Genomic DNA, 22,864 nt, shown 5'->3' on the forward strand with positions numbered 1-22,864 from the left:
CCCTGCACGGAGTAGGGTAGGATCAGTGCACTTCTTCGACGGCACCGGCCGTTTTTCCGGCTTTCAGTCTGGTCAACAGAATACCCGCCAGAAAAATGGTCAGTGTACCGACCACCATGATCATGTTCTGGTGCAGCGGATTCCGCAGGGCTGCATACTCGTCGGGAAGCTGTGTCGAGAACGTCATCCAGATAATCACCAGAATGCCAATGAGCGTAGCCGTCAGGGCTTCGGTATTACGGGTGTTTTTCGAGATCATTCCCAGCAGGAATAAGCCAAGCATCCCCCCCGCAAAAATGCCCGACAGCATCCACCAGACGTCGAGTACGCTTTTAACGCCGATCATGGCGATGCCGGTAACCATTCCCAGTAGCCCGAAGCCGGTGGTAGCGATATACAGCAACCGGAGCGATTTTTTCTCCGACATGGCCGGGTCAATATACCGCTGATAGATATCGAGCGAAAAGACGGTGGCCGATGCATTCATTCCCGAGCTGATGGTACTCATGGCTGCCGACATAATGGCTGCTACAATCAGCCCGACCATGCCCGCCGGTACTTTGTTGACCATAAAATGCGGCATTACCTTATCGCCGTAGTCGCCTGGTTTCAGCGTGGCTGCCAGCTGGCGGATAGCGTCGGGTGTACCGTTCGGCAGTTTTTCGCCCGCCACCTGCATCCGGACCGCATCCATCAGCTCCGGATTGCTCTGGTAGTAGGCATACAGCGCGGAGCCAATCACGAAAAACATCAGCGAGGCCGGAATATAGAGGTAGACACACAGCCAGACCGAACCGGCGGCTTCTTGCCGCGATGTGGTCGTATGGTAGCGCTGGATGTAGTTCTGGTCCATCCCGAAGTTGTTGAGGTTCATGAAGAAACCATACAACAGCACCACCCAGAAGGTGGCCTGCGTGAAATCAGGGGAGAAGCTGCCGAGGCTGAATTTGTCTTCTGCCTTGCCAATGGCAATGATTTTGCTGACGCCGCCATCCAGTCCGTCGACGACCAGCCAGAGAATCAGCAGGGCACCGGCGGTTTTAATGACACCCTGGACAACTTCCGTCCAGATGACGGCTTCCATGCCGCCCATGACCGTGTAGAGGATGATACAAAGCCCGACTACGACCATGATGGTGGCCATCGGATAGCCCGTCAGTGCCTGTAAACTCAGGGCAATGCCGAAAAAAATCGACCCCATCCGCGCCAGCTGGGTCAGCAGAAAGCAAACCACGGCATAGGTACGCGCCCAGGCCCCGAAGCGGTGTTCGAGGTGGGTATAGGCCGATACTTCGCCTGTGCTGCGGTAAAACGGAATAAAATACCGCGTGGCTACCCAGGCTGCCAGAGGCATCGACAGACTGAATACAAACGAGTTCCAGTTGCCGCCAAAGGCCTTGCCAGGGACACCCAGAAAGGTGTTGCTGCTCAGAAACGTAGCATAAATCGACAGGCCAATTGCCCAGCCCGGAATTTTTCCCGATGCCGTCGTAAACTGATCGGCATTTTTATTCTTACGGGAAAAATACGCGCCAACGGCAACCATGGCAACCAGATAGACAAGAATTACCAGCAGGTCTATGATCGGAAGGGTTTTCAAGGATCCAGGGGGTTAATGTGTATGTTATATTCCTAAAAGGCCGTTGACCGGTCTGACTTAACCAATGGTTTACCAAAAAGGCACTAAGAACCCGGGAAACACAAAGACGTTCACTACAGGATCAACTAACAGTCTTTGTGGGTCTTCGTCTCTTCCCGTCTTCGTGGTTTGAAACAGAAATGCCTTCGTGGTATTACGATATACGCCGCAAATCTTTTTTCAGACTATTAAAATCCACCGATAATTCACTTTTCACAGTAGCCTATCGCAAACGGCCTGCCGTACTATTAGCGAAATTAAAAACGGCAGTCCGGTAGCGGCCGGCTGATACTCAACCACGTTAAACGAGGTATACACATGAAAAATGACCATAACATGTCGTTACTGGAAAAAATAAAATCGGGGCGGCCAGTGTATGGAACCTGTATTACCTCACCGGCACCCATGTGGCCGGCTGTGGCCCGGCGGGCAGGACTGGATTTTGTCTTTCTGGACACAGAACACATCCCGTTAGGACGGGTGGAGCTGACTCAGTTAAGTCAGGCGTTTAAAGCGATGGGGATCACGCCCATTGTGCGCATTCCCGAGCCAAACCCCTTTCTGGCGTGTCAGGCCATTGACGGAGGAGCGGTGGGAGTCGTTGCCCCATACCTCGAAACGGTTGATCAGGTGATGGAACTGGTGGGGGCCACCAAATACCGGCCGCTCAAAGGGGAGCTGCTGACGCGGTACCTGTATAATCAGGAACCCATGCCTGCCGGACTGGCAGACTATGTCGCTGCTTACAACGCCGGTCAGCTGTGCATCGCCAATATCGAAAGTGTACCGGCTCTCGAACGCCTTGATGACCTGTTAAGCGTGAACGGCCTGGACGGGGTGTTTATCGGACCCCATGATTTGTCGATCAGCCTTGGCTTGCCGGAACAATACGATCACCCGGTTTTTGAGGACGCCGTCCGGCTCATCATTCAGAAATCGAAGCAGTACGGGCTTGCCGTGGGAATCCATTTCTCCCTGGCCCCCGAACGGCAGATCCGGTGGATGGAGGAAGGAGTCAATCTGGTGATACACAGCTCCGATATAGCCTTGTTAGGTCAGCGTTTACAGAATGATATGCGGATCATCAAGGCCGCACAGGGTGAGTCTGTCATGGCAGACAACCCGTCGTTCCCGGTGGTCTGACGGGTAATACGGACTACCATTTACTTCCTCTTTTCTATAACGTTTAGGTCATGAATGTATCGGAGTTTACTGCCCGGGTCTCGCCGGCTACGTCGCGACAGCCTGCCTGGCGGTGGAGTACCCTGCTGCTGGTGGGGGTATCTTTATCCGTTGGCTGGGGAATCCGCGGGGATTTCGGTCATGAATACGGGGCCATGTTTGCCGGCTGCCTCGCCGCATTGACCGTTTGTCTGGCATCCGGCCGGCCCGATTGGCGGGAACGGGTCTTGTTCTTTGGTTTTTTCGGGGCCATTGGCTGGGGGTTCGGCGGGTCGATCTCCTACATGCAGGTCATCTCCTTTACCGAAAGCGGGCACCTGGCCTCGCAGTGGTACGGGTATCTGGCTTTGTTTTACATTGGATTCCTGTGGGCGGCATTGGGGGGCGCCGGTACGGCTATACCGGCCGTACTGCGTCGCGACGACCTGACCCGCCTGATTAAACCGGTCCTGTTTGTGTTTGCCGCCTGGTTTGTCCAGGACCGGATCGAAGACCCGGTTGCCGCCGCTATGCAGGAACATATAGCGTTCGACCATACCTGGGGGCGGCACAAAAGCCCGCTATACTGGTTCGATGCCGATTATCTGGCTGCGTTCTTTGCTTTGCTGGGTGTGGGCCTGTATGATCTGTGGGAACGCCGGGAGCGAAACCGCCTGTATCTGCCGGTGATGATGGCCTGTGGAGCGGTGTCGGGTTATGGTGCACAGAGGTTGTTGGAGCAGGCCGGGTTGATGGATGCCCTTACTTCGTCGCTGACGTATTCATTAGGCGATCCGGCTTACATTGATCCGGAGACGGGTGGTCTGAAATTCACGCCCGATAACTTTCTGAATAACTGGCCGCAGTGGTTCGGCGATTACCCGCAGCATGTCGGCTGGGTAATCGGTATGGTTGCCGGCATAACGGCCTATTTCGTCTGGTTTGGCCGGTTCCGCAACGGAGCCTCCCTCATTGTGTGCATGGCTTCAGGCTGGCTGGTCAGCTTTCTGCTGTTGCCGGTGCTGGGCAGTATCTTTTTCACAGAGATCGGCGGATTGCGGATGACACCACCCCGCGGCGATGACTGGGCCGGGATCACGGGCGTATTCGGCGGGTTGCTGGTCTGGATGTACCGGCACAACTATCCGGCTGTTAGTAAGGCAGCCCTGCTCAGCGGAACAATCGGCGGTCTTGGTTTTTCGGGTGTACAGTGGGTAAAACAACTGATGATGGCGCCCGGCAACCCACGGATTCTGGCGGCTCAGGGCCTGATGCCGGAAAGTAAGGTCTATCAGGAGTCGGTCGCTTACTGGGCACACTGGCAGGACCAGAACTGGCATAGCTTTCTGGAACAAACCTACGGCTTTGTGAACGGCCTTGCCATTGCCGTTGCGCTTGGCGTACTGGCGGTGAAATTGCCTGTCTGGCCAGACAACGAAGCGGCGGGAAGCCGCAACCGGACCTGGACACTGGCGGTGGCCGCTTTTTTTGTGCTGTTTACCGTACCATACCTGAATGTGGTGAAAAACGTAAAAGAGTGGGGAGATCAGCTGAAGTCCGGAGTCTGGACCGAAACGATTACCCGCGCAGACGGGTCGGCCGAAACGGTCCCGGCCCATTGGGACATGCCGTATGCGGGCCGTTTACCGGGTGTTACGGGGTTATCGTTCACGCCCGAAACCTGGTACAATATAAGCTGGATGATCCTGGCAGCTGTGTTTGTGCTGGTTGTCCGGCGGCACCGCCAAGAACCGGTCGCCCTGATACCGGCGACCTGGCTCGGCAGGGGGCAGCTTGTTTTTCTGATCCTGCTCTGGGTGATGGTCATCGGCGATTTTGAACGGTCGCTGGTGGGCTGGCATCCCTCCCGGTTACTGACTGAGTGGGTCATTTTTGTGAACGCGGCCTTCGCTACGGCCCTTGTGCTGATTGCTCCGCGGGAGAACGATAACAATTTATTAATCAGTACGGGGAGCCGCATAGAGGCTTTGTATCGTATAAACTGGAAAGTGATTGTTGGCATAGCGGGGCTGGCAGGGACACTGTTTATGGTCACTAACCGGCTGATATACCGGTACCCGCCTTACGAACAGTTAGATACTAAACACGATCATACCCGCTTCGGGCCGGAGGCCAGCTGGCGGGCCAAACCAAACCTGAAGAATGCGCCGCACAAATAGCGGGCCTCAGGATTAAATTACATACTATGTCAGTTAAAGGTATTTTTACTCAGCTTATTGCCGCTTTTCTTCTTCCGGCGGGCGTGTGGGCGCAGACACACAAACCGTATGTGCCTACCGCTTACCCGGACCGGCTGATCCTCGGCTGGCAGGATAATCCGGCCACTACACAGTCGGTCAACTGGCGTACCGATTCTACCGTTACGAAAGCCGTCGGGGCCATTGCCGAAGCGGATCCGTCGCCGGACTTTGTGGGTAAGGCAACGCTGGTGCCCGGCACTACCGAACGGGTGACAATCGACGGGAAAACGGTGCTGTATCATTCCGTACATTTCCGGAATCTGAAACCGCTGACGCAATACACCTACCGCGTCGGCGACGGCACGATCTGGAGCGAGTGGTTTCCGTTCACGACGGCGGCCGACGGGCAGGCTCCGTTTTCATTCTACTATTTCGGGGATGCCCAGAACGACATTCGTTCGCTGTGGTCACGGGCGATCCGGGGGGCGTATTCGACCCTGCCTAAGGCAAACCTCATGGTGCATGCCGGTGACCTGATTACTACCTCCAACGCCGACTGGCAGTGGGGCGAGTGGTTCGAAGCCGGTGGCTGGATCAACGGCATGGTGCCGACGCTGGCCACGCCCGGCAACCACGAGTATTTTCAGGCTCCTGACGGCAAGCGGCGGGTATCGTATCACTGGCGGCCATCGTTTGTGCTGCCCCAAAACGGCCCCGAACGCCTGAAAGAAACGGCGTATTTCTTCGATTATCAGGGTACGCGCTTTATTTCACTCGACTCACAGGGCGCACTGCTCGACTCAACGGTGCTGGATGAACAGGCAAAATGGGTAACCAATGTCCTGACCAATAATCCGAACCGCTGGACAATCGTGGTTCATCACCATCCGGTTTATTCGACAAAAAGCGGCCGCGACAACGATGAATGGCGGGCACGCATGGAACCGCTTTATAAGCAGTTTCATGTCGATCTGGTGTTGCAGGGGCATGATCATACCTATGGCCGCGGGCTGAATATGCCGCTGGGCACGAGCCGCAAACATCCCGACGGACCGATCTATGTCGTTTCGGTCAGCGGGCCGAAAATGTATGATATTGGCTTGCAGGACTGGATGGACCGCGCGGCTTCGAACACGCAGCTGTACCAGATTATCTCGGTCGATGCCGGAACGCTGGCCTATCGCTCGTATACGGTTACCGGTCAGCTGTATGACTCGTTTGACCTGAAGAAAAATGCTAAAGGGCAGAACACGCTGGTCGATCAGGCACCGTCCCTGGCTCCCGAGCGCCTGGAACTGCCCGCCGACTACAAAAAGCGGTTCAATGAGCAGCAGATGGACGAATACAACCGCCGGTTTAAGGAATATAAAGCCCGGAAAAAGTAATTATTACGGTTGTATTTACTTTGTTTACCACATAGCCACATAAGTAAACATAGTTTTTTTCTCATGTGTACTATGAGGCTATGTGGTGAATAAATACTCTTTTATTGATATGCAGCGGTTTATATACGCAATCTGTTTTCTTGTTCAAAGTAGCACCTTGTTACTGGCGCAGCCGTTGCCGAAGCGGGCCAATGGCGTTAATGCAACCCTCCAGCGGCCTAAACTCGTCGTTGGGATCGTGGTCGATCAGATGCGGTACGACTACTTTTACCGTTTTTACGACAAATACAGCGTCGGGGGCTTCAAGCGCATGCTGAATGAGGGCTTCAACTGCCGCAATAACCATTATCCCTATGCCCTGACGGTGACCGCTGCCGGGCACGCTGCCGTGTATACCGGATCGATTCCGGCCATCAACGGCATTGTCGGCAACGAGTGGTATGACCCGATTGCCCGGAAAGGCGTTTATTGCGTCGAAGACAGTACGGTTAAAACCGTGGGGAGCACCAACGGCGGCGTGGGTAAAATGTCGCCCAAAAACCTGCTGACCAGCACCATCACTGACCAGCTACAGATTGCGAACAGCTTCCGGTCGAAGACAGTCGGCGTCGCCATTAAAGACCGTGGCTCAATCCTGCCGGCCGGTCATACGGCAACCGGCGCCTACTGGTTTGATTCTAAAACCGGAAACTGGGTAACGAGTACCTTTTACATGAACGACCTGCCGCAATGGGCCAAAGACCTGAATGCGCAGAAACTGCCGTCGACCTACGCCAAGCGGGGCTGGCAAACCCTGCTGCCGGTTGACCAGTATACCGAAAGTACGCCCGATGACCAGCCCTACGAAAGCAAACTGCCCGGCGCGACCAAACCCGTATTCCCGTACGACCTGGCCGGGATTGCGGGAGATGCCTATGGTACCGTGTTGTCGACGCCCTGGGGTAACACCATGACCAAAGACATGGCCATTGCCGCCATCAAAGGCGAGAATATGGGTAAAGGACCGTTTACCGATTTTATGGCCATCAGCTTTTCGACGCCCGACCGCATCGGGCATGCCTTCGGGCCGAACTCGGTAGAACAGGAAGATATTTACCTGCGGCTGGACCTCGAATTTGCCGATCTGCTGAGCTTCCTCGACGGTTGGGTGGGCAAAGGCAACTATACCGTTTTCCTGACCGCCGACCATGGGGTGATGGATGTGCCGGGGTTCTGGCAACAGCATAAGCTGCCCGCCGGTCTGCTCAACGAACGGCAGATTGCTGCCACCGTTAAAAAAGCCATGACGGATGCATTCGGACCAAACGATTTTATGCTCGCAAGTGAAAACTTTCAAATATATTTAGATCAGAAAGCCTTGCGGGCAAAGAATGTATCGGTAGACGCCGTACATACCGTAGTTCGTGAAGCGCTGCTGCCGTTGCCGGGCATTGCCGATGTGATCAACCTGCGGAGTATGGCTACGTCGACCTTGCCGGATTATTTACAGTCGCTGTACAAAAATAATCTGAACCCCAAACGCAGCGGCGATCTCCAGCTGGTGACGCAACCGGGCTGGTTTCCGGGCAGTGCGACCGGTACAAACCATGGTTCGCCCTATAACTACGATACACAGGTACCATTTCTGCTGTATGGCTGGGGCGTAAACAAGGGAGAAACCCTGCGGCGGACTACCATTTCGGACATTGCGCCGACGATTGCGGCCCTGCTTCACCTGCTGCCACCAAGCGGTAACGTAGGAAATGCGGTGGAAGAAGCCTTGAAAAAGTAAACTTAACCTACATATGCACTCAACAACTACCGTACAGGCCCCGGAAGCATCCGTGGCTCAGCCGGCACCGGTCAAACGGCTATTATCACTCGATACCCTGCGCGGATTCGACATGTTCTGGATTATGGGGGGCGAGGAAATTTTCCATGTGCTGGCCAAAACAACCGGCGCTGCCTGGGCTATTTTTCTGGCCGAACAATTCCATCATCCCGACTGGAACGGCTTTGCGCCTTACGACCTGATTTTCCCGCTGTTCATCTTTATGGCCGGGGTGTCGACGCCTTTTTCAATCGGTAGCCGCCTGGAAAAAGGCGCGTCCAGGGGTGAACTGGCGCGCAAGGTTATCACACGGGGCCTGTTACTGGTGTTGTTAGGCATTATTTACAACAACGGCATCCTGGCCAAATCACTGGCCGACACCCGTTTTCCGAGCGTACTGGGGCGGATTGGTCTGGCAGGCATGTTTGCCCAGCTGATTTACATTTATTCAGGCCAAAAGGCGCAGTATGGCTGGTTTGGCGGTCTGCTGGTCGGTTACTGGCTCCTGATGTCGTTTGTGCCGGTGCCGGGCTGCGGGGCGGGTGTGCTGACGATGGAGTGCAGCTTTGCCGGGTATGTCGACCGCTTGCTGGTGCCCGGACATCTCTACAAAGACGTACATGATCCGGAAGGGTTAATGTCGACGATGCCGGCCATCTGCAATGCCTTGCTGGGCATTTTTGCCGGTAACCTGCTGCGCACCGACGGCCGGACGCTGAGTCAGCAGCAAAAGACCGTACAACTGATTTTTGCGGGGTTTATCTGTCTGCTCATCGGAATGATCTGGGGCGTGTTTTTCCCGATCAACAAAAACCTCTGGACCAGCTCATTCATGCTCGTTACCGGTGGACTGAGCCTGCTGCTGCTGGCCATTTTCTACTGGATTATCGACGTAAAAGGCGTTACCGGCTGGACATTTTTCTTTACCGTCATCGGCATGAACTCGATCATGATCTACATGTCGGAGAGCTTTATCGATTTTGGGTACACCGCCCGTGAGTTGTTCGGCGGCATTCTCGGGTTTATCAGCAACGAGCCGGTGAAGGCGGTGGCCGGTGTGTTTGCATTCCTGGCCGTAAAATGGGCCTTCCTGTATTTTATGTTTAAGAAAAAGGTGTTCCTGCGGGTGTAGGGATTTACGAATTACAATTTTGTTAAAAGGGGTGGCACGATTACAATTCGTACCACCCCTTTTTGGCTACTTAACCGGCTTGAACCGCAGGGTCCGTTCCGAGATTTCGGGTTTGATATAGGCCTTGTCGGTTTCGGGGTAGTGGAGGTCCCAGGGCGAGGGCCCGACCCATTCGGTCTTTTTGCCCGCAATATGAATGGTTCCTGCCGTCGAAATCTCTACGACGGTGAAGAGCGGTTCCTTGTACGGCGCCGTGTACTTAATCCACTTGTATTCCTTATCGACCTCAGGGCTGTAGCGGACATGCCCGTATGCCTCACCCATCCATTTATACGACATAGAGTTGATGCAGACATACCAGATGCCGTTGATGTTGTCGGCGCGGTCGTAATGAATGTGGCCGTAGAAATTCACCAGAATCTTCGCCCGTTTGGCTTGCTTGTTGTGCGCTTCCAGGATCGCGCGGATGTCGTCCGCATTGTCAACGCCGTCCTTGCCCAGTCCCTGATGGGAGAAAATAACGATGGGGTCGACTGCTTTGGCGAGTTCGGCTTTCAGCCAGTCGAGTTGCGGCGTGCCGATGTGTTCCTGATAGCCTTTTAGTTCCGGCGATTTTTTGTCGTTGCCATCCAGAACGATAAACTGGAAGCCGTTACGCCGGAACGAGTAATAGGACGACGGCATGTTGCGGTAGGCCAGGGCTTGTTGCAGACTGAATCCACCGTCCATTTCGTGATTGCCGATGACGTGGTATTTCGGACCGGGATAGCTGTTCCAGATGGCAAAGTAAGGTGCATATTTCGGGGCCGGGGTACCAAAATCGCCCAGATCAAGCAGGAAATCGGGTTTCGCTACCTGCATGCTGTCGATAAACGTCCGGATGCGGTATTCGGCATCGTGCATCGTCGGCAGGTGAACGTCCGCGCATAGGCCGATCCGTACGGTACTGCCGTTTTTCTGTGCCGGAGCCGTAAACGGAGCCAGACAAAGGGCCAGGAGGTAAAGGGCTTTTTTCATTTTTAAAAGTCTGCGTATTTGATATTAATTCGCTGGTTATCCTGCATCGGCAGTCAGATCCGGAGGGATAGGGAAGGCGCTCATGTTGCCTCTGAGAAATGCAGAAAGAGTATTTAGCCGACAAAGGTGTTGCTCCTGAAACACTTGCTTTCTCTTGCGGCAATGCGGTATAAAAATGCCTCATTGTTCACGGATAAGCCAGAGTTCGGTGACCTGCGCCCCGCGTTCGCCTTCACCACACGTCCACGTAAACCGGATTTTACCGTCTGTATGAATCGCTTTCGGTAACCGGAATTCGTAGACGGGTTGATCACCGGTCTGAATAAAGTCGTGGATAAGCTGGTTATCGGCCATAAGCTTCATTTTTGACCGGAAGGCCCCCGTATAGGCCACCCTGAGCCGGTACGTTGCCGCAGGGTCCAGATCGCTGTAATCGATCCGGAGCGGCTGATCGTACAGCGTATTCACCTGACTCATCCAAGCCATGGGCGTAGCCTGTCCTTCGAAGCCGGTCGCCCGGATTTCGTGTACCCATTCGTCGCCATGCAGCCCCACCCCAAACCCGAGCCCTGGCGTTATCAGGCCGCCCGGGTCATCGGCCCACCGTTTAGCGGATACCACCCGTTTCCGGCCTTCAACAGACCCGAAATGATCATAAAAGCCGCCCGGCCCGGGATCGGTCCGGTGAATAACCGCCTGAATTGCCGCCAGCCGTTCCGGTTCGATGTTCAGTTTATCGATACGGGAGAGCTGATCAAGTAGCCAGGGGGCGTCGTTCAGGGGTATGTCGATGTTGTCCAGAAAATTACCCCGTCCGTCGGAGGCGTGGTGTTTTTTCATGGTCAGCTGGGCCCCGATGCTGGAAAACAGCGAGTCGGCCAGTGCAAGGCAACGGGTGCGCAGATCGGGGCTTGTGAACTCTTTTTGCGGGGTCAGCAACCACTGCCGGGCGGCCCGGACCGCTTCCGCAGCCTGTCCCCCGGTAGCGGCTTCCAGCAACCGGTACGCCTGTGCTTCGGCCTCCGTTTCCCGGATCAGCCGCCGCCGGACATAGGCGTCGTAACAGGCACGCAGCAGCGGCATCTGAAACCGGAAGTTTTGCCTTACCGAAACCGGCGCACCAGTTTCAAGCGCCTGCCACTGCAACAGCGTGCGTTCGACATGCGGATTGACCGCCAGCGGGCCCTGCCAGTTGCGTTCGAGGGCCATCAGCCCCTGCGCAACGCCTTCGGTATAGTCGGGGCCGATAAACAGCCGGGCATAATCGCGCAGGGTTTCGATGACGGGCGTGTCGGGATTCCAGTCCTGATCACTCCAGATAAATTTATTCACATCGTCGTTGGTCCCTTCGGAGTAACTGATGCTGCCCGCGCCAAACTGGTCAAACGCATTGTGAATCAGTTTCTGGTCGGTTGGTCGCGGGTTTATGCATTCGCGGCCGAGGGTCATGGCGTAGGCAAGATCCCAGTCCGGTACGGGATACTGGCTGCTGAGACTATGGGTAATGTCGGGGTAATGCCGGATCGGGATGCCGGGTTTGACGCGCTTCCGGACTTCCTCAACGGGCGTTTTTACCCAGGGGCCGAAGACCACACCACCCAGCCACGGGTAGCCCTTGTTGATGTGCGCATAAAAGGCGTCGAACCACTGCTGACGGGGCTTAAAGACCTGGGGTGAGACCCAGATCTTAGCCTTCGGATGGTGTTTGCGTAACACCGCCGCTACCTGCCCCAGCCAGCGGAACAATACGTCGGGCTCCAGATCGCCGGGATCACCGCCAGGCACGAACAGGGCGTCGAGTTTTGGCACGGCGGCAAATACTTTGTCGCGCTCGGCCAGTTCGCGGCGGACGGAGTCGGGGTGCGTATAGTTGAGGCCCATGTTGGGGTACCACATCCAGACATCCAGCCCGTACTCCTGACAAATCCGGGATTGTTCACCAATCATCCGGATAGCCGGCAGCTGCATGTGCACACTATGGGCATCGTCGTCGGTGCGGGGCGGAACGATCTCAACACTGTTGGCGCCGAAAAGGGCCATGTCGCGGATGTACTGGTCGAACCGGGCAACCGAAAAGGCGTCGTAGGCATTGGTTTTGGGGCGATACCCCAGCTGGTGTCCGCGAATGGGGTATCGCGGCGAACCGGCCAGCGCAAGGGGTTCGGTTAACTGAATCCGGCCGGGGCGCATCTCCAGTTTGCGCAGGAGGCGGCCAACACCATACAGCAGTCCACGGGCATCATGTCCGGCAATCAGCACCAGGCGCTGATCCGGCAGGCTAATCAGCCGGAAGCCTTCTGCCCGGGTGGCCGGTAGTTTCCGGATGGCAGCCCGCACCGGTTCGGGGAGTTGCGGTAGCACCGCGTCTGTTGCTAAAACGATTGCCGGTTGCCGGTTGGGGGTGTACCGGCTGGTGACTGGCAACCGGATGCCGCTTCGCTTGTCGATTTCTTCCTGCAAAACGACCAGGGTGCGGCGAAGTACGGCCTTGTCTTCCACCAGACAGGTAAGCTGCGCCTGACTCAGGTCCAGTATCTGGCTTTTGGCTATGATTGGCAGCAGCAGGAAGCCAATCAGGATCAGCTTTGACAACGAATGTACGGTCTGCATAGACGGCTATTTTTTGGGTCCGCTGATGACGCCCAGAAACCGGCCCATCCAGTAGGGCAGCAAAAACGAATCCCCCGCGCTGAGCTCACTAACGCCGTTTTCGTTCCGGTCGAGTTTGAACTGGTTGCGGTTGTGTTTCAGTTCCGGCCGCTCGTCGGGGGGAAGCACCACGGTGGTGGTCTGTCCCCGGAAGTTGGGCGGGATAAGGGTGATGTCTTTCCGGTGACTGTTTTTAACCTGCCATTCGACCATATCCAGCGGGAATTCTTTCAGGTACCACACCGTTTCGGGCAGGTCAAAAGCCCTGGCACCGGTCGCGGCATAGCACAGGTTCCAGAGCCCGTCGCGTTCCGGCCGCTCAATGTTCCAGTGATCTCTGATTGCCTCGATGAATGTAGCCTTCAGTTTGGCGTCGAATGCATACTGGTACAGGCTGTTGTAAGCCAGAAAGTACATTTCGTCGTCGGAGTGGTTCCATTCTTCGGAAAGCGATCTGGCCAGTTCTCCGGCATTGGCCGGTGCCTGTCCGATGGTGTTCATCGGCCGCATCAGGTTGTCGAGATAGCCGTATTGCTGCATCATCTCCAGCGCTTTTTCTTTGTATACGGGTTTCTTCGTGAAATGATACGCCGCCTGCAGGAACGCAATCAGGTTCGACGACATAATCTTCCGGTCACCCACAATGATGTCGAAGCTATTGACGTACGCAGGATTCCACTTGCCCCAGAGCGTAGGTTTGCCGTCGAAATCAAGGAGATACCAGTCGTTGTTGATGATGTTAGTCATCAGTTTGTCTATCAGGGTAATGGCCCGTTGCCGCACCGCACCGTCCATGTGTTCGGCGAGCTGGGTGAGGGCAAAAAACTGACCGACGGTCTGGTCGCTGCTGGTGGTGCCGCGCCAGTTCCATTCGGGGTCTCCGGCCATTGTCCAGCCGTTGGTGAGGCCACCGTCCCATGCCTGCGCCTTAAATTTGTGATAGCCTTTCCGTTCAAATCCACGGGCAAAATAACCCGGCATGCCGGTGATGGTAAAGAGGCGCTCCATGGCGTCGAACGATTCCATGCAGTTTTGCAGGGCATCGGCATCCCCCGTGACTTTGTAGCGGTAGAGCTGGCTGACCAGGTACATGGCCGTCCAGAGGTTATCGCTGTCGCGCTGTCCCATTTCGGCGGTTGACAGGTCGCCGTGTTTCAGGGTAACCACATCACAGTTAAACCCGTACCGGATGTGACGCTGGCGCACCTGTTGTTCGTAGACCAGCGCCTTATCCTGTAGGGTCATGGCCTTGAACTGAATGTCGCCCAGCCCCTTCGTGGTCAGAACCAGCACATTGCGTCCTTCGCCCGCAGAGAGGTGTACCACCTGATTGCCCGGCAGCCATCGCTCCCCGAAATAATAGTTAAACGTACCGTCGGAACGGCGCATGAACGCACCCATCGGGGAGCCAAACCACAGGTTGCCATGCACAACCGCAATGGCCGTAAGATCGGGGCAGGGGAGTTTTTCATTGAGGATGCCGGTTTGTTTCCCCTGAACCGCATCAACGGTCAGGTAGCCGTTGCGGGTGCCCAGGTAAAGGGTATTATCGGCCAGATCGAAGCAGGTCAGGTCCGGCATCCGCAGTACGGTTTTCAGTTGCTTGTCTGCCAGCGACAGGTAGCTCAGCGTTTGGGTGCCCAGCAGCCAGAACCGGTTGCGGACAGGGTCGTAGCGGATGGCTTTGACCTCGTCCTGCGGTAGCCTGCCCGTCCATTCCGTTTGGGTCTCTTTCAGCACTTTGATCGTGTTGCCGTCGGAAACCAGCCATGTACCGGCCGGTCCGCCGGCAAACAGGTGCGCCCGGGGCAGGTCATGTGGCAGGTACAGTTTACCGGCCCACGCGTTGCTCAGCACGGCCTGGTTATCCAGGTAAACGAACTGGTTGTGCGCGACCGTCATCGCTGATAGCTGACGGTCGCGCATCGGAAGATAACCCAGGTCAGGCCGGAGCGTGCCGGGGTACTGAAATTGTCCGCCCACGGGGCGCAGCAACCCTTTTTCTGACAATACCTGTATGACGCCGTTCCGGTCTCTGTAAACCGCCCGCAGGCGGTTGGTTGTGTCGGGCAGATAGTGCTTTACACTAAAATCCTGCCAGTACGGCACATCCTGGTAAACCGGTTGCTGCGCGGACAGGGGCAGGGCGGAAAGGAGGAGGAAGAGGCAAAGAAGTTGTTTCATACAAGCCTGAGAAAAAGCAATAATATCCGTTGTCCCGTCGGGACAACACAGCACAGCGTCGGTAGTAAAAACGATTGACATCCATCCATTCTGCCCTGTATGGGCAATACAAGCCAACGCTTGTTTCGTACCTACGGCACGATGAATAATATGGTTTATCCTACCGACGCTGCGCTGTTGTGTCCCTGACACAAAATCATTTGCCGTTATTTCTTGCTGATCGGGCTGGGGGGGCCGGAAACCGGCGCACTGATCACCCCCAGATAACGACCCATCCAGTAGGGCAGCAGCCAGATATCGCCCGCACTGTGCTCTGAGTTGCCGTTGCGGGTGCGGTCAAGGCTGAACATGTTGGCGTTGTGGCGTTGCACAGGACGCTCGTCGGGCGGCAGAACTTCTTTGGTGCTTTGGTCACGGAAATTTTCCGGCAGCCGGTCAATGTCTTTCCGGTGGCTGTTGGTAATCGCCCAGTCAATCAGGTCGAGCGGGTGCTCTTTCAGGTACCAGACCGCTTCCGGCAAATCAAAATCTTTGGTGCCGGTCAGGGCGGTGAAAATATTCCAGGCGCCTTCCTTTTCCGGCCGTTCGGCCTGCCAGTGATCCAGAATCGCCTGTTTGTATTTTGCCTTCAGCTCGTCGGTAAACGCATAGCGATACAGGCCCCAGTAGCCCACGAAATACATCTCATCATCCGAGTGATTCCAGCTCTCCGACATGTTTTTGGCGTGTGCATCGGCATTGTCCGGAGCCTGGCCAATCGCGCGCATCGGCCGCATCAGGTTTTCGAGGTAGCCATATTTAGTCATCAACTCAAGGGCTTTTTGCTTGTATTTCTCCTTCTTCGTGAAGTGATAGGCCGTTTGCAGCATGGCCACAATGTTCGATGAATTCAGCTTACGGTCACCCACATTGGTCGGGAAATTATTCACGTAAGCCGGGTTCCATTTACCCCACATCGTTGGTTTTCCGTCGAAGTCGATGAGGTACATGTCGTTCTTTACAATGTGGCTCATCAGGGTATCAATCAGGGCGATAGATTGCTTTTTCAGGGCTTTGTCGTCGACAATGTCGGCAATGACCCCGAACGCAAAAATATGGCCGATAACCTCGTCGCTGCTGGTGGTTGATTTCCAGTCCCATTCCGGATCGGGGGCGTGTTGCCAGCGTTCCGGGTCCGACAGGTGTTTACCGAAGCCGCTCCGTTCGAAGGAGCGTGAGGGGAAGCCCGGTACGGGATTGATGGTATACAGCCGGTCCATGGCGTCGAGCGATTCGCGGACGTTTTGCAGGGCTTCCTTGTCTTTGGTGGCGGCATAGCGGAACGCTTCACCGGCCAGATACATGGATGTCCATAGCCCGTCGTTGTCCGAATCGCTCATGTAGCCGGTGCTGATGTTTCCCTTTTCCATGCCGTCGAGGGAGGCGTTGAAGCCGTTGCGGATGTGGCGGCTGCGTACCTGTTCTTCGTAAAAATCAGCTTTGTCCTGCAAGGTCATCGGCTTAAAGCAAATCTGTCCCAGACCGGCCTTTGTGAGCACCAACACCGAGTGTTTCGGGCCATGGGCGAGGGAAATAACATGGTCACCCGGCAGCCAGCGTTCGCCGTTGTAGTAATCGTACCTGCCGTCGGGGCGCAGGGCGAAGGCGCCTTTGGTACTACCGAACCACAGTCGTCCGTCAACCTCTTCGACGGCCGTAATCTGCGTCACCGGTACGCGGCGCTGGATAGTGCCAACCTGTTTTCCGGTAGCAAGATCGACGGTCAGGTACCCGTCCGTGGTGCCGATAATGGCCTGGTTTCCCTTACTGGTCAGCGCGAAGGCAGTGAAGTCGGTACCGGAAACGGCTTTTGCCAGGGAATTGCCGGCCGGATTGAACGAATACAGCCCGCTTTTGCCCAGAATCCAGAAGCTGTTTGCTGACTCCTGAAAACGGATGGCTACCACCTCGTCGCCGGGGAGTTGTCCTTTCCAAAGCGTTTTCGAGTCCCTGACCAGATGCAGGGCCTTTCCGTCAGTAATTAAAAAAGCAAAGTCACGGCCCCCAACGGCTTTGTTGGCGCCCGGCAATTCATGTTTGCAGTAAAGACTACCGGCCCAGGCATTACTCAGCACGGCTTTATCATCGAGGTAAACGATCTGCTGGTCGTACAGGGACAGCGCGCTGATTTTTTTGTTTTTCAGTGTCCGGTATGACGCGTCAGCCGATAATTTGCCGGGATACAGAAACTGCCCGTCATAGGGGTGCAGCATGCCATCGGCCGACATGATTTTGATGTTGCCGTTGCGGTCTGTAAAAACCTGCTCAAGCCCCTGTTTGTCACTGTAATATTTTACACTAAAATCCTGTAAATAAGGTTTGTCCTGATAAACCGGTTGTTGAGCAAAAGCGGCCATGTGCGTACTCAGAAAAAGCAGTGAGCCGGCTACCAGCGCTGGATAATGGGTTGTATGCATCGTATGAGAGGGTATTATTTAATCAGTTTTGCCGGATCGACGACCACGTAATTAATTGACTTTTGCTGGTCGCCTTCGTGGTGTGAGTAGGTCATGTGTAGCAGGCCGTCGGCGGTCTGGATGAGGCAGGGGTAGGAGTACCCGCCTTTGCCGGGCGGCGTATCTTCCAGTCTGGTCTTCCATTTCCAGGTCCGGCCTTCGTCGTCGGAGAGGAACAGGCTGAGCCGGTACCGGCCATCCTCAAGGTCATTGCCCAGAAAAGCCCATTTGCCGTCGTTCAGCGCGAGCAGCTCCACACTGGCCGTATTCGGGATGTCCGTTTTCCGGGTTGCCGTCCAGCTCTCTCCGTTATCCGTTGACTCACTGATATGTACGCGTGGCGGCTCATCGCCGCTGTCGCGCATCAGGGCCACCAGCGTTCCGTCTTTGCGGCGGGCCAGCGCAGGTTGAATGGGGCCACGGCCAACGACCGGCAGCCCGGGTCGCCAGGTCGTGCCGTCGTCATCCGAAATGGCCATCAGCGAGAAATTATAGCCGTCGGAATAGAGCGGCAGCACCAGGCGGTTGCCGGGGAGCAGCAGCGGTTTGATGCGGGTCATCCAGCCGATGCTGCGTTTATTCGGATCCTTACTGGCGTCAATAATCATGTCGTCGTATTTGGGGGCGTAGCCTGCCCAGCCATGATGCTGTTCCGGAAGCTCCCTGAACCGTTTTTCAACCTCCTGCGCAAACCGCTTATCGGGTTTCAGCAGTATGTTGTCCTGCCAGTTCCAGACCGGAGCTCCCGGATTACTGAAGTCAGTGGAAGTGCGTACGCGCAGAATGGATTGCTCCCACTGATTGGCCTGTACCGCAATCCAGACCAGAAACAGTTTGCCCTGATGATTCAGAAACAGCACCGGATTGCAGTCGGGCAGGTGGGGCGTATCGGCCATCAGAAACGGCGTACTCCAGCTTGTTGAGCCCTTCCGCAGCCGGGCACCCATGATCCTGACATCGTCGGCGGTGCGTTCGCCGCTGCCCTGAAACCAGCAGGCCAGCATATCGCCGTTCGGCAGCGCCACCAGGCTGCTGCCGTGTACATGCTGCGATTGCCCCGGGAAAATAAGCTGCTCCCTGACAACGGATTGTGCCTGCAACCGGGTAAGTACAATGAAGAAGAGAAATGTAATTTTTTTCATATCATGTAGGGGCGACCCCACGTGGTCGCCCAGAATTACAGCCATTCAGACCCATGTTCCACCGCCACGTGGTCGCCCAGAATTACAGCCATTCAGACCCATGTTCCACCGCCACGTGGTCGCCCGGAATTACAGCCATTCAGACCCATGTTCCACCGCCACGTGGTCGCCCGGAATTACAGCCATTTGGGCCATCATTTCACCTTTGACCGGCGTTCCATCAGCTCGCGCCAGGTTGTGAGGATAATGCCTTCCTTTTTGATATACGCCTTGAGTTCGGGATCCATCATCGACAGCATATCGGCGTAACGGGTACCGCCCGACGAACTGATGTATGTAAAGGTGTCGTTCTGGTCGTTGCAGTGAACAATGAACATGGTGACGCCGGGTTCCATGCGCCTGAACGCGTCTTTGAACTGCTGTACCTTGTATTTGCTCCATGCCTCGGGCGTGACTTCACCACCGGTTTCGGGTTTCCAGTCGCCGCTGATCGTGTGCAGATCGTCGAGAACCGGCAGACCGGCTTGCCAGATCGTTTCGCCGACCGATTTTGCCTGCTGTACAATGGCTGGTGTCGGCAGGGTCATGCCGTCCTTCCATTTTCCTTCGGCTTTGAGTTTTTTGATGATCGGGTAATTCTGGCATTCAATAAGCAGTTTGTTGTTGCCGCCGGGAAACATGACCGGAATCCGGTACCCGGCACCCACCTTGATGTAGCGCTCCAGAAAGCCCGGGCTGGCAAACAAGGTACCCATGTGCGAATCCATGTGGGTAGGTTTGAGGCCCATCCGGATTGCCCGGTCCAGCTGGGCTCTGATCTCGCGCTCTACTTCATCCGGGCTGGCGTGTTTGACCACATCGGCTACTTCCGGCCACATCGCCCCCTCGGGGTCGGTGAGGCCGGGCACCTGCTTCGCCCCTGATAACGGCGACCAGCGGTAGTCTTTCCACTCCGAGGTCAGGGTCAGGTGGATCCCCACATCCAGCGCCGGGTGGTTGATGGCGTATTTGGTAAAGCTGGCTGCCCACGCGCAGGGCATCATGATGCTGCACGACGAGGCAGTACCCTGCTCCATGGCCTTCAGCGTGCCCTGGTTGGCAGAGAAAAACATACCGGCATCGTCAACATGGAGGATAATGACTTTTGCCCCTTTGGGCCAGCCGAGTTTTTCGGCATACGTCGGTGCCGGTTGAGCCAGTACCGGAGCCATCAGCCCCATCCAAAGGGAGAAAAGAAGAAGCAAGGGTTTCATACTAAGGAATGAATAATGTGTAATGAACAATGAGTAATGTGTAATGTATAATGAGCAATGAGCAATGAGCAATAGCTAGTAGGAGCAGGGAATGGCTGTTAGCAGATGGATAGTTTTAATATCCATTATCCATTATCCATTATCCATTAATGCTGCCCAGATACCGTCCCATCCAGTAGGGCAGGAGCCAGAACACCGGTTCCCGCTCGCGGTGCGGGTCGCCGCCGGTGGCTGTCCACGGGTTTTTATCCCAGCGGATGGCCAGACGCACGGCCGGAGGCTGCAGCTCGCTTACCTGGCTGTCGTCGAGCACGGGTTTACGGACAATCCGGATGTCTTCGCGCTTTGTATGATCAATCGGCCAGTCGACCAGGTCGAGGGGGGTATTTTCGAAAAAACGTACCGAGTTTTCCAGTTCGCCCGGCTGATCACTGGCATAGCTGTACAGAAAGTTAATGAGCGGGTTGTGGTCATTGCGGCGACGGTCGAACCAGGCGCTCATGTGATTCCGGTAGAAAGCGAGCAGGGTCGGGTCTTTTTCACATTTCAGCAGGATCGGGTAGCAATACGCCTGTAACATCACATCGAAGTAGATAAACCACGCCGGGTTCTGATTCGGTATGTTGGCCATGTTGTCGAGATAGCCTTCTTCCCGGATCAGGCGGAGGTACTGCTGCTGGTACTTTGCGTCGTTGGTGACGTAGTAGGCCAGCTTCAGAAATGTCAGCAGTTCCATGGAGTTCTGGCTGCGGTCGGGTGCCCATTCCGGATCGTGATTCAGTTGTTGGGGCGACCAGACACCCCAGCGGGTGGGTTTTCCGTCGATATCGGTCAGGTTGAAGTTGTGTTTGATCAGGTGGTCGACAAGGTGGCGGATGTGCGTGCGGACCAGTTGTTTTTCCGGTTCATCGGCCACCAGTTCGTAGTAGAAAAAGTACCCGAACATATGGCCGCACATTTCGTCACTGCTGGTATCTCCTTTCCACAGCCATTTGCCGTCTTCCGAGCGGTGCCAGCGTACGTGAACCGGTTTGAAACGCGGCTCCTTAGCCAGTTCACCGGCCAGCTCCCGGGCGGTATAGGTCCGGTTCCCGTCATGAAGGCGGGCGGTATCCCAGCCGGCAGGCACAATCGTACGGGCGAAAAAACCGTCGGTGCCCGTTACCTCCTGCAATAACCGCAGAAACCGGAAGGCTTTGGCCGCTTTGGCTTTGGCATCGGGGCTTTTGGTGGCGGCGTAGCGAAACGCTTCCATAGCCAGGTAGTTGCCGGTGTATTCGCCGTCATTGTCGTCATCTTCGGGTTCCCAGACCGAGACATTGCCCGCTACCGGCAGCCGGCACTGACCGGCAATCCAGGGTGCGCGGATGTGCCGTTTCATCAGCATGTCGTAGAAGTAACCGGCTTTCTGCGCCAGCGTCATCGACCGCTTCCGGATCGCGCTGACGCCTTTCGGCGTAGCGATCCATGCGGTTCCGGCCTGATCGAAGGCAATCGCCACAATACGGTCGTCGAGCAGCCAGCGCTGACTGAACAGCAGGGACCGGCTGCCGTCGGGGCGGTAACGGACCACCCCCTGTTCGGTGCCTACCCACATGGTACTGTCGGGCGCCCGTTCGACGCAGGTTGCGTAGATGGCAGGCAGTCCTTCTTCCGGTGTCAGCACTCCGGTTTTCCGGTGGTTAGCCAACTGCGAGACGCCCCCCAGACCCGCCGCCCAGAGTTGCTGCCGGCTGTCATAGGCCAACCCCTTCACGTAGGCGCTCAGCAAATGTTTTGTCGACTGGTATACATCAACCCCTTTGGGCGTGCAGTGATACAGGCCCACGTCACTGGCAATCCAGAGGCCACCCTGACCGTCGGAAAGGGAGTGGCGGACAGAACGCGGAAGGGTATATCCTTTTTTCACAACCTGCCCGTTGCTGACCAGCCAGATGCCCTGAGGCCCGATAGCGTACGTGCCTTCAGCGGCGGGGCAGACCGAAGTGATCGGCCCGTTGGTACCGGCAATGGTTTCCAGACGGTTTTGCTGATACCGGAACAACCCTTGCCACGTGCCCAGCCATACTGTACCCGCCTTGTCGATGCCTACCGAGAAGGCGGGGCCTTTGTGGTCAGCAGGTAGTACCGGCTCCCAGACGGAAGTACTCTGCGGTTTGCGGAAAATGCCGGTAGCCGTAGCAATCCAGACCGTTTGGTCGGGCGCAACCGCAATGCTCCGGACATCATTGTCGGCAGGGTCGGTACTGACCGGATAAGGTTTATGGTCTTCCTGCCAGAACGCCTTATCGACATAAGGTTGTTCCTGCGGTTTCTGAGAGTGGCATCCCTGTAAAAGCAGGATTGCGCAAAAGGCTGTTAGCCAGTTGCCGGAATTGCGCCATATATTATAAGGTATAACCATGCCGTAGCCAATCATCAAAAATCAACTAGTATACGGCATTCGTTTACCGGAAGGCTATCGGGTTGGTCAGGAACCCCCGGAATTTTCGGCTGCCGGTAATGAGTTCTCATGACACAATCCTGCATTTTAACCATTGAACGTTAATGTTTTGATAAAATCAGACAGGTAAACATGACCAGATTATGAACTTTTGCGTGTTTGCGTAAATTGAGGGTATAATTACGCAATTTGCGGCATTCTAATTGACCATTTTACCGTAGTTTAGCTACACAAGTTCACATCAGGCGGGGATAATTTCTACGGAAAGGATTGTTTAGGGAATCCCGCTTCTATTCTTCAATATCCGGAATTAAGTAATCATTTTCAGTAACCAATTAACAAACTAATTGATC

The 22,864-nt window shown here is 55.6% G+C and carries 13 protein-coding genes; 5 read left to right on the top strand and 8 right to left on the bottom strand.

Features of this window, described 5'->3' with window-relative positions:
- Positions 1-22 precede the first annotated feature (22 nt).
- Positions 23-1,600, bottom strand: a complete 1,578-nt coding sequence (locus BLX24_RS00405) for a sodium:solute symporter family protein (protein WP_071501123.1) — start codon at positions 1,598-1,600, stop codon at positions 23-25.
- Between the two features lie 357 nt (positions 1,601-1,957).
- Here BLX24_RS00405 and BLX24_RS00410 point away from each other — a divergent pair, with 357 nt between their 5' ends.
- From BLX24_RS00410 to BLX24_RS00430, 5 genes are all read left to right on the top strand, one after another.
- Positions 1,958-2,782, top strand: a complete 825-nt coding sequence (locus BLX24_RS00410) for an HpcH/HpaI aldolase family protein (protein ID WP_083421726.1) — start codon at positions 1,958-1,960, stop codon at positions 2,780-2,782.
- A 50-nt stretch (positions 2,783-2,832) separates the two neighbouring features.
- Positions 2,833-4,980 (top strand): hypothetical protein, encoded by a 2,148-nt coding sequence (locus tag BLX24_RS00415; protein WP_071501124.1) that lies wholly within the window; start codon positions 2,833-2,835, stop codon positions 4,978-4,980.
- 26 nt (positions 4,981-5,006) lie between these two features.
- Positions 5,007-6,386, top strand: a complete 1,380-nt coding sequence (locus BLX24_RS00420; RefSeq protein WP_071501125.1) for a purple acid phosphatase family protein — start codon at positions 5,007-5,009, stop codon at positions 6,384-6,386.
- A 109-nt stretch (positions 6,387-6,495) separates the two neighbouring features.
- Complete coding sequence (gene pafA / locus BLX24_RS00425) at positions 6,496-8,157, top strand: alkaline phosphatase PafA (RefSeq protein ID WP_071501739.1); 1,662 nt, start codon at positions 6,496-6,498, stop codon at positions 8,155-8,157.
- A 13-nt stretch (positions 8,158-8,170) separates the two neighbouring features.
- Positions 8,171-9,328: an acyltransferase family protein gene (locus BLX24_RS00430; RefSeq protein ID WP_071501126.1), complete on the top strand. Its 1,158-nt coding sequence runs from the start codon at positions 8,171-8,173 to the stop codon at positions 9,326-9,328.
- A 66-nt stretch (positions 9,329-9,394) separates the two neighbouring features.
- Here the strand turns inward: BLX24_RS00430 and BLX24_RS00435 are convergent, their stop codons facing one another.
- From BLX24_RS00435 to BLX24_RS00465, 7 genes are all read right to left on the bottom strand, one after another.
- The gene (locus tag BLX24_RS00435; RefSeq protein WP_071501127.1) at positions 9,395-10,345 is read right to left on the bottom strand and encodes a metallophosphoesterase family protein; all 951 of its coding nucleotides are present in this window, start codon (positions 10,343-10,345) and stop codon (positions 9,395-9,397) included.
- Positions 10,346-10,525: 180 nt separating this feature from the next.
- On the bottom strand, positions 10,526-12,955 hold the full coding sequence (locus tag BLX24_RS00440) for a type 1 glutamine amidotransferase family protein (RefSeq protein ID WP_071501128.1): 2,430 nt from the start codon (positions 12,953-12,955) through the stop codon (positions 10,526-10,528).
- A 6-nt stretch (positions 12,956-12,961) separates the two neighbouring features.
- Positions 12,962-15,178 (bottom strand): ligand-binding sensor domain-containing protein, encoded by a 2,217-nt coding sequence (locus BLX24_RS00445; RefSeq protein WP_071501740.1) that lies wholly within the window; start codon positions 15,176-15,178, stop codon positions 12,962-12,964.
- 206 nt (positions 15,179-15,384) lie between these two features.
- Entirely contained in the window at positions 15,385-17,634 is a 2,250-nt protein-coding gene (locus tag BLX24_RS00450; protein ID WP_071501129.1) for a ligand-binding sensor domain-containing protein, read from the bottom strand.
- 14 nt (positions 17,635-17,648) lie between these two features.
- Entirely contained in the window at positions 17,649-18,815 is a 1,167-nt protein-coding gene (locus tag BLX24_RS00455) for a sialidase family protein (protein WP_071501741.1), read from the bottom strand.
- Positions 18,816-19,009: 194 nt separating this feature from the next.
- Positions 19,010-20,068 (bottom strand): polysaccharide deacetylase family protein, encoded by a 1,059-nt coding sequence (locus BLX24_RS00460; protein WP_071501130.1) that lies wholly within the window; start codon positions 20,066-20,068, stop codon positions 19,010-19,012.
- 139 nt (positions 20,069-20,207) lie between these two features.
- The gene (locus BLX24_RS00465; protein WP_071501742.1) at positions 20,208-22,472 is read right to left on the bottom strand and encodes a ligand-binding sensor domain-containing protein; all 2,265 of its coding nucleotides are present in this window, start codon (positions 22,470-22,472) and stop codon (positions 20,208-20,210) included.
- Positions 22,473-22,864 lie beyond the last annotated feature (392 nt).

The sequence above is a fragment of the Arsenicibacter rosenii genome, from assembly GCF_001870735.1.
In the GTDB taxonomy this organism is placed as follows: Bacteria; Bacteroidota; Bacteroidia; order Cytophagales; family Spirosomataceae; genus Arsenicibacter; species Arsenicibacter rosenii.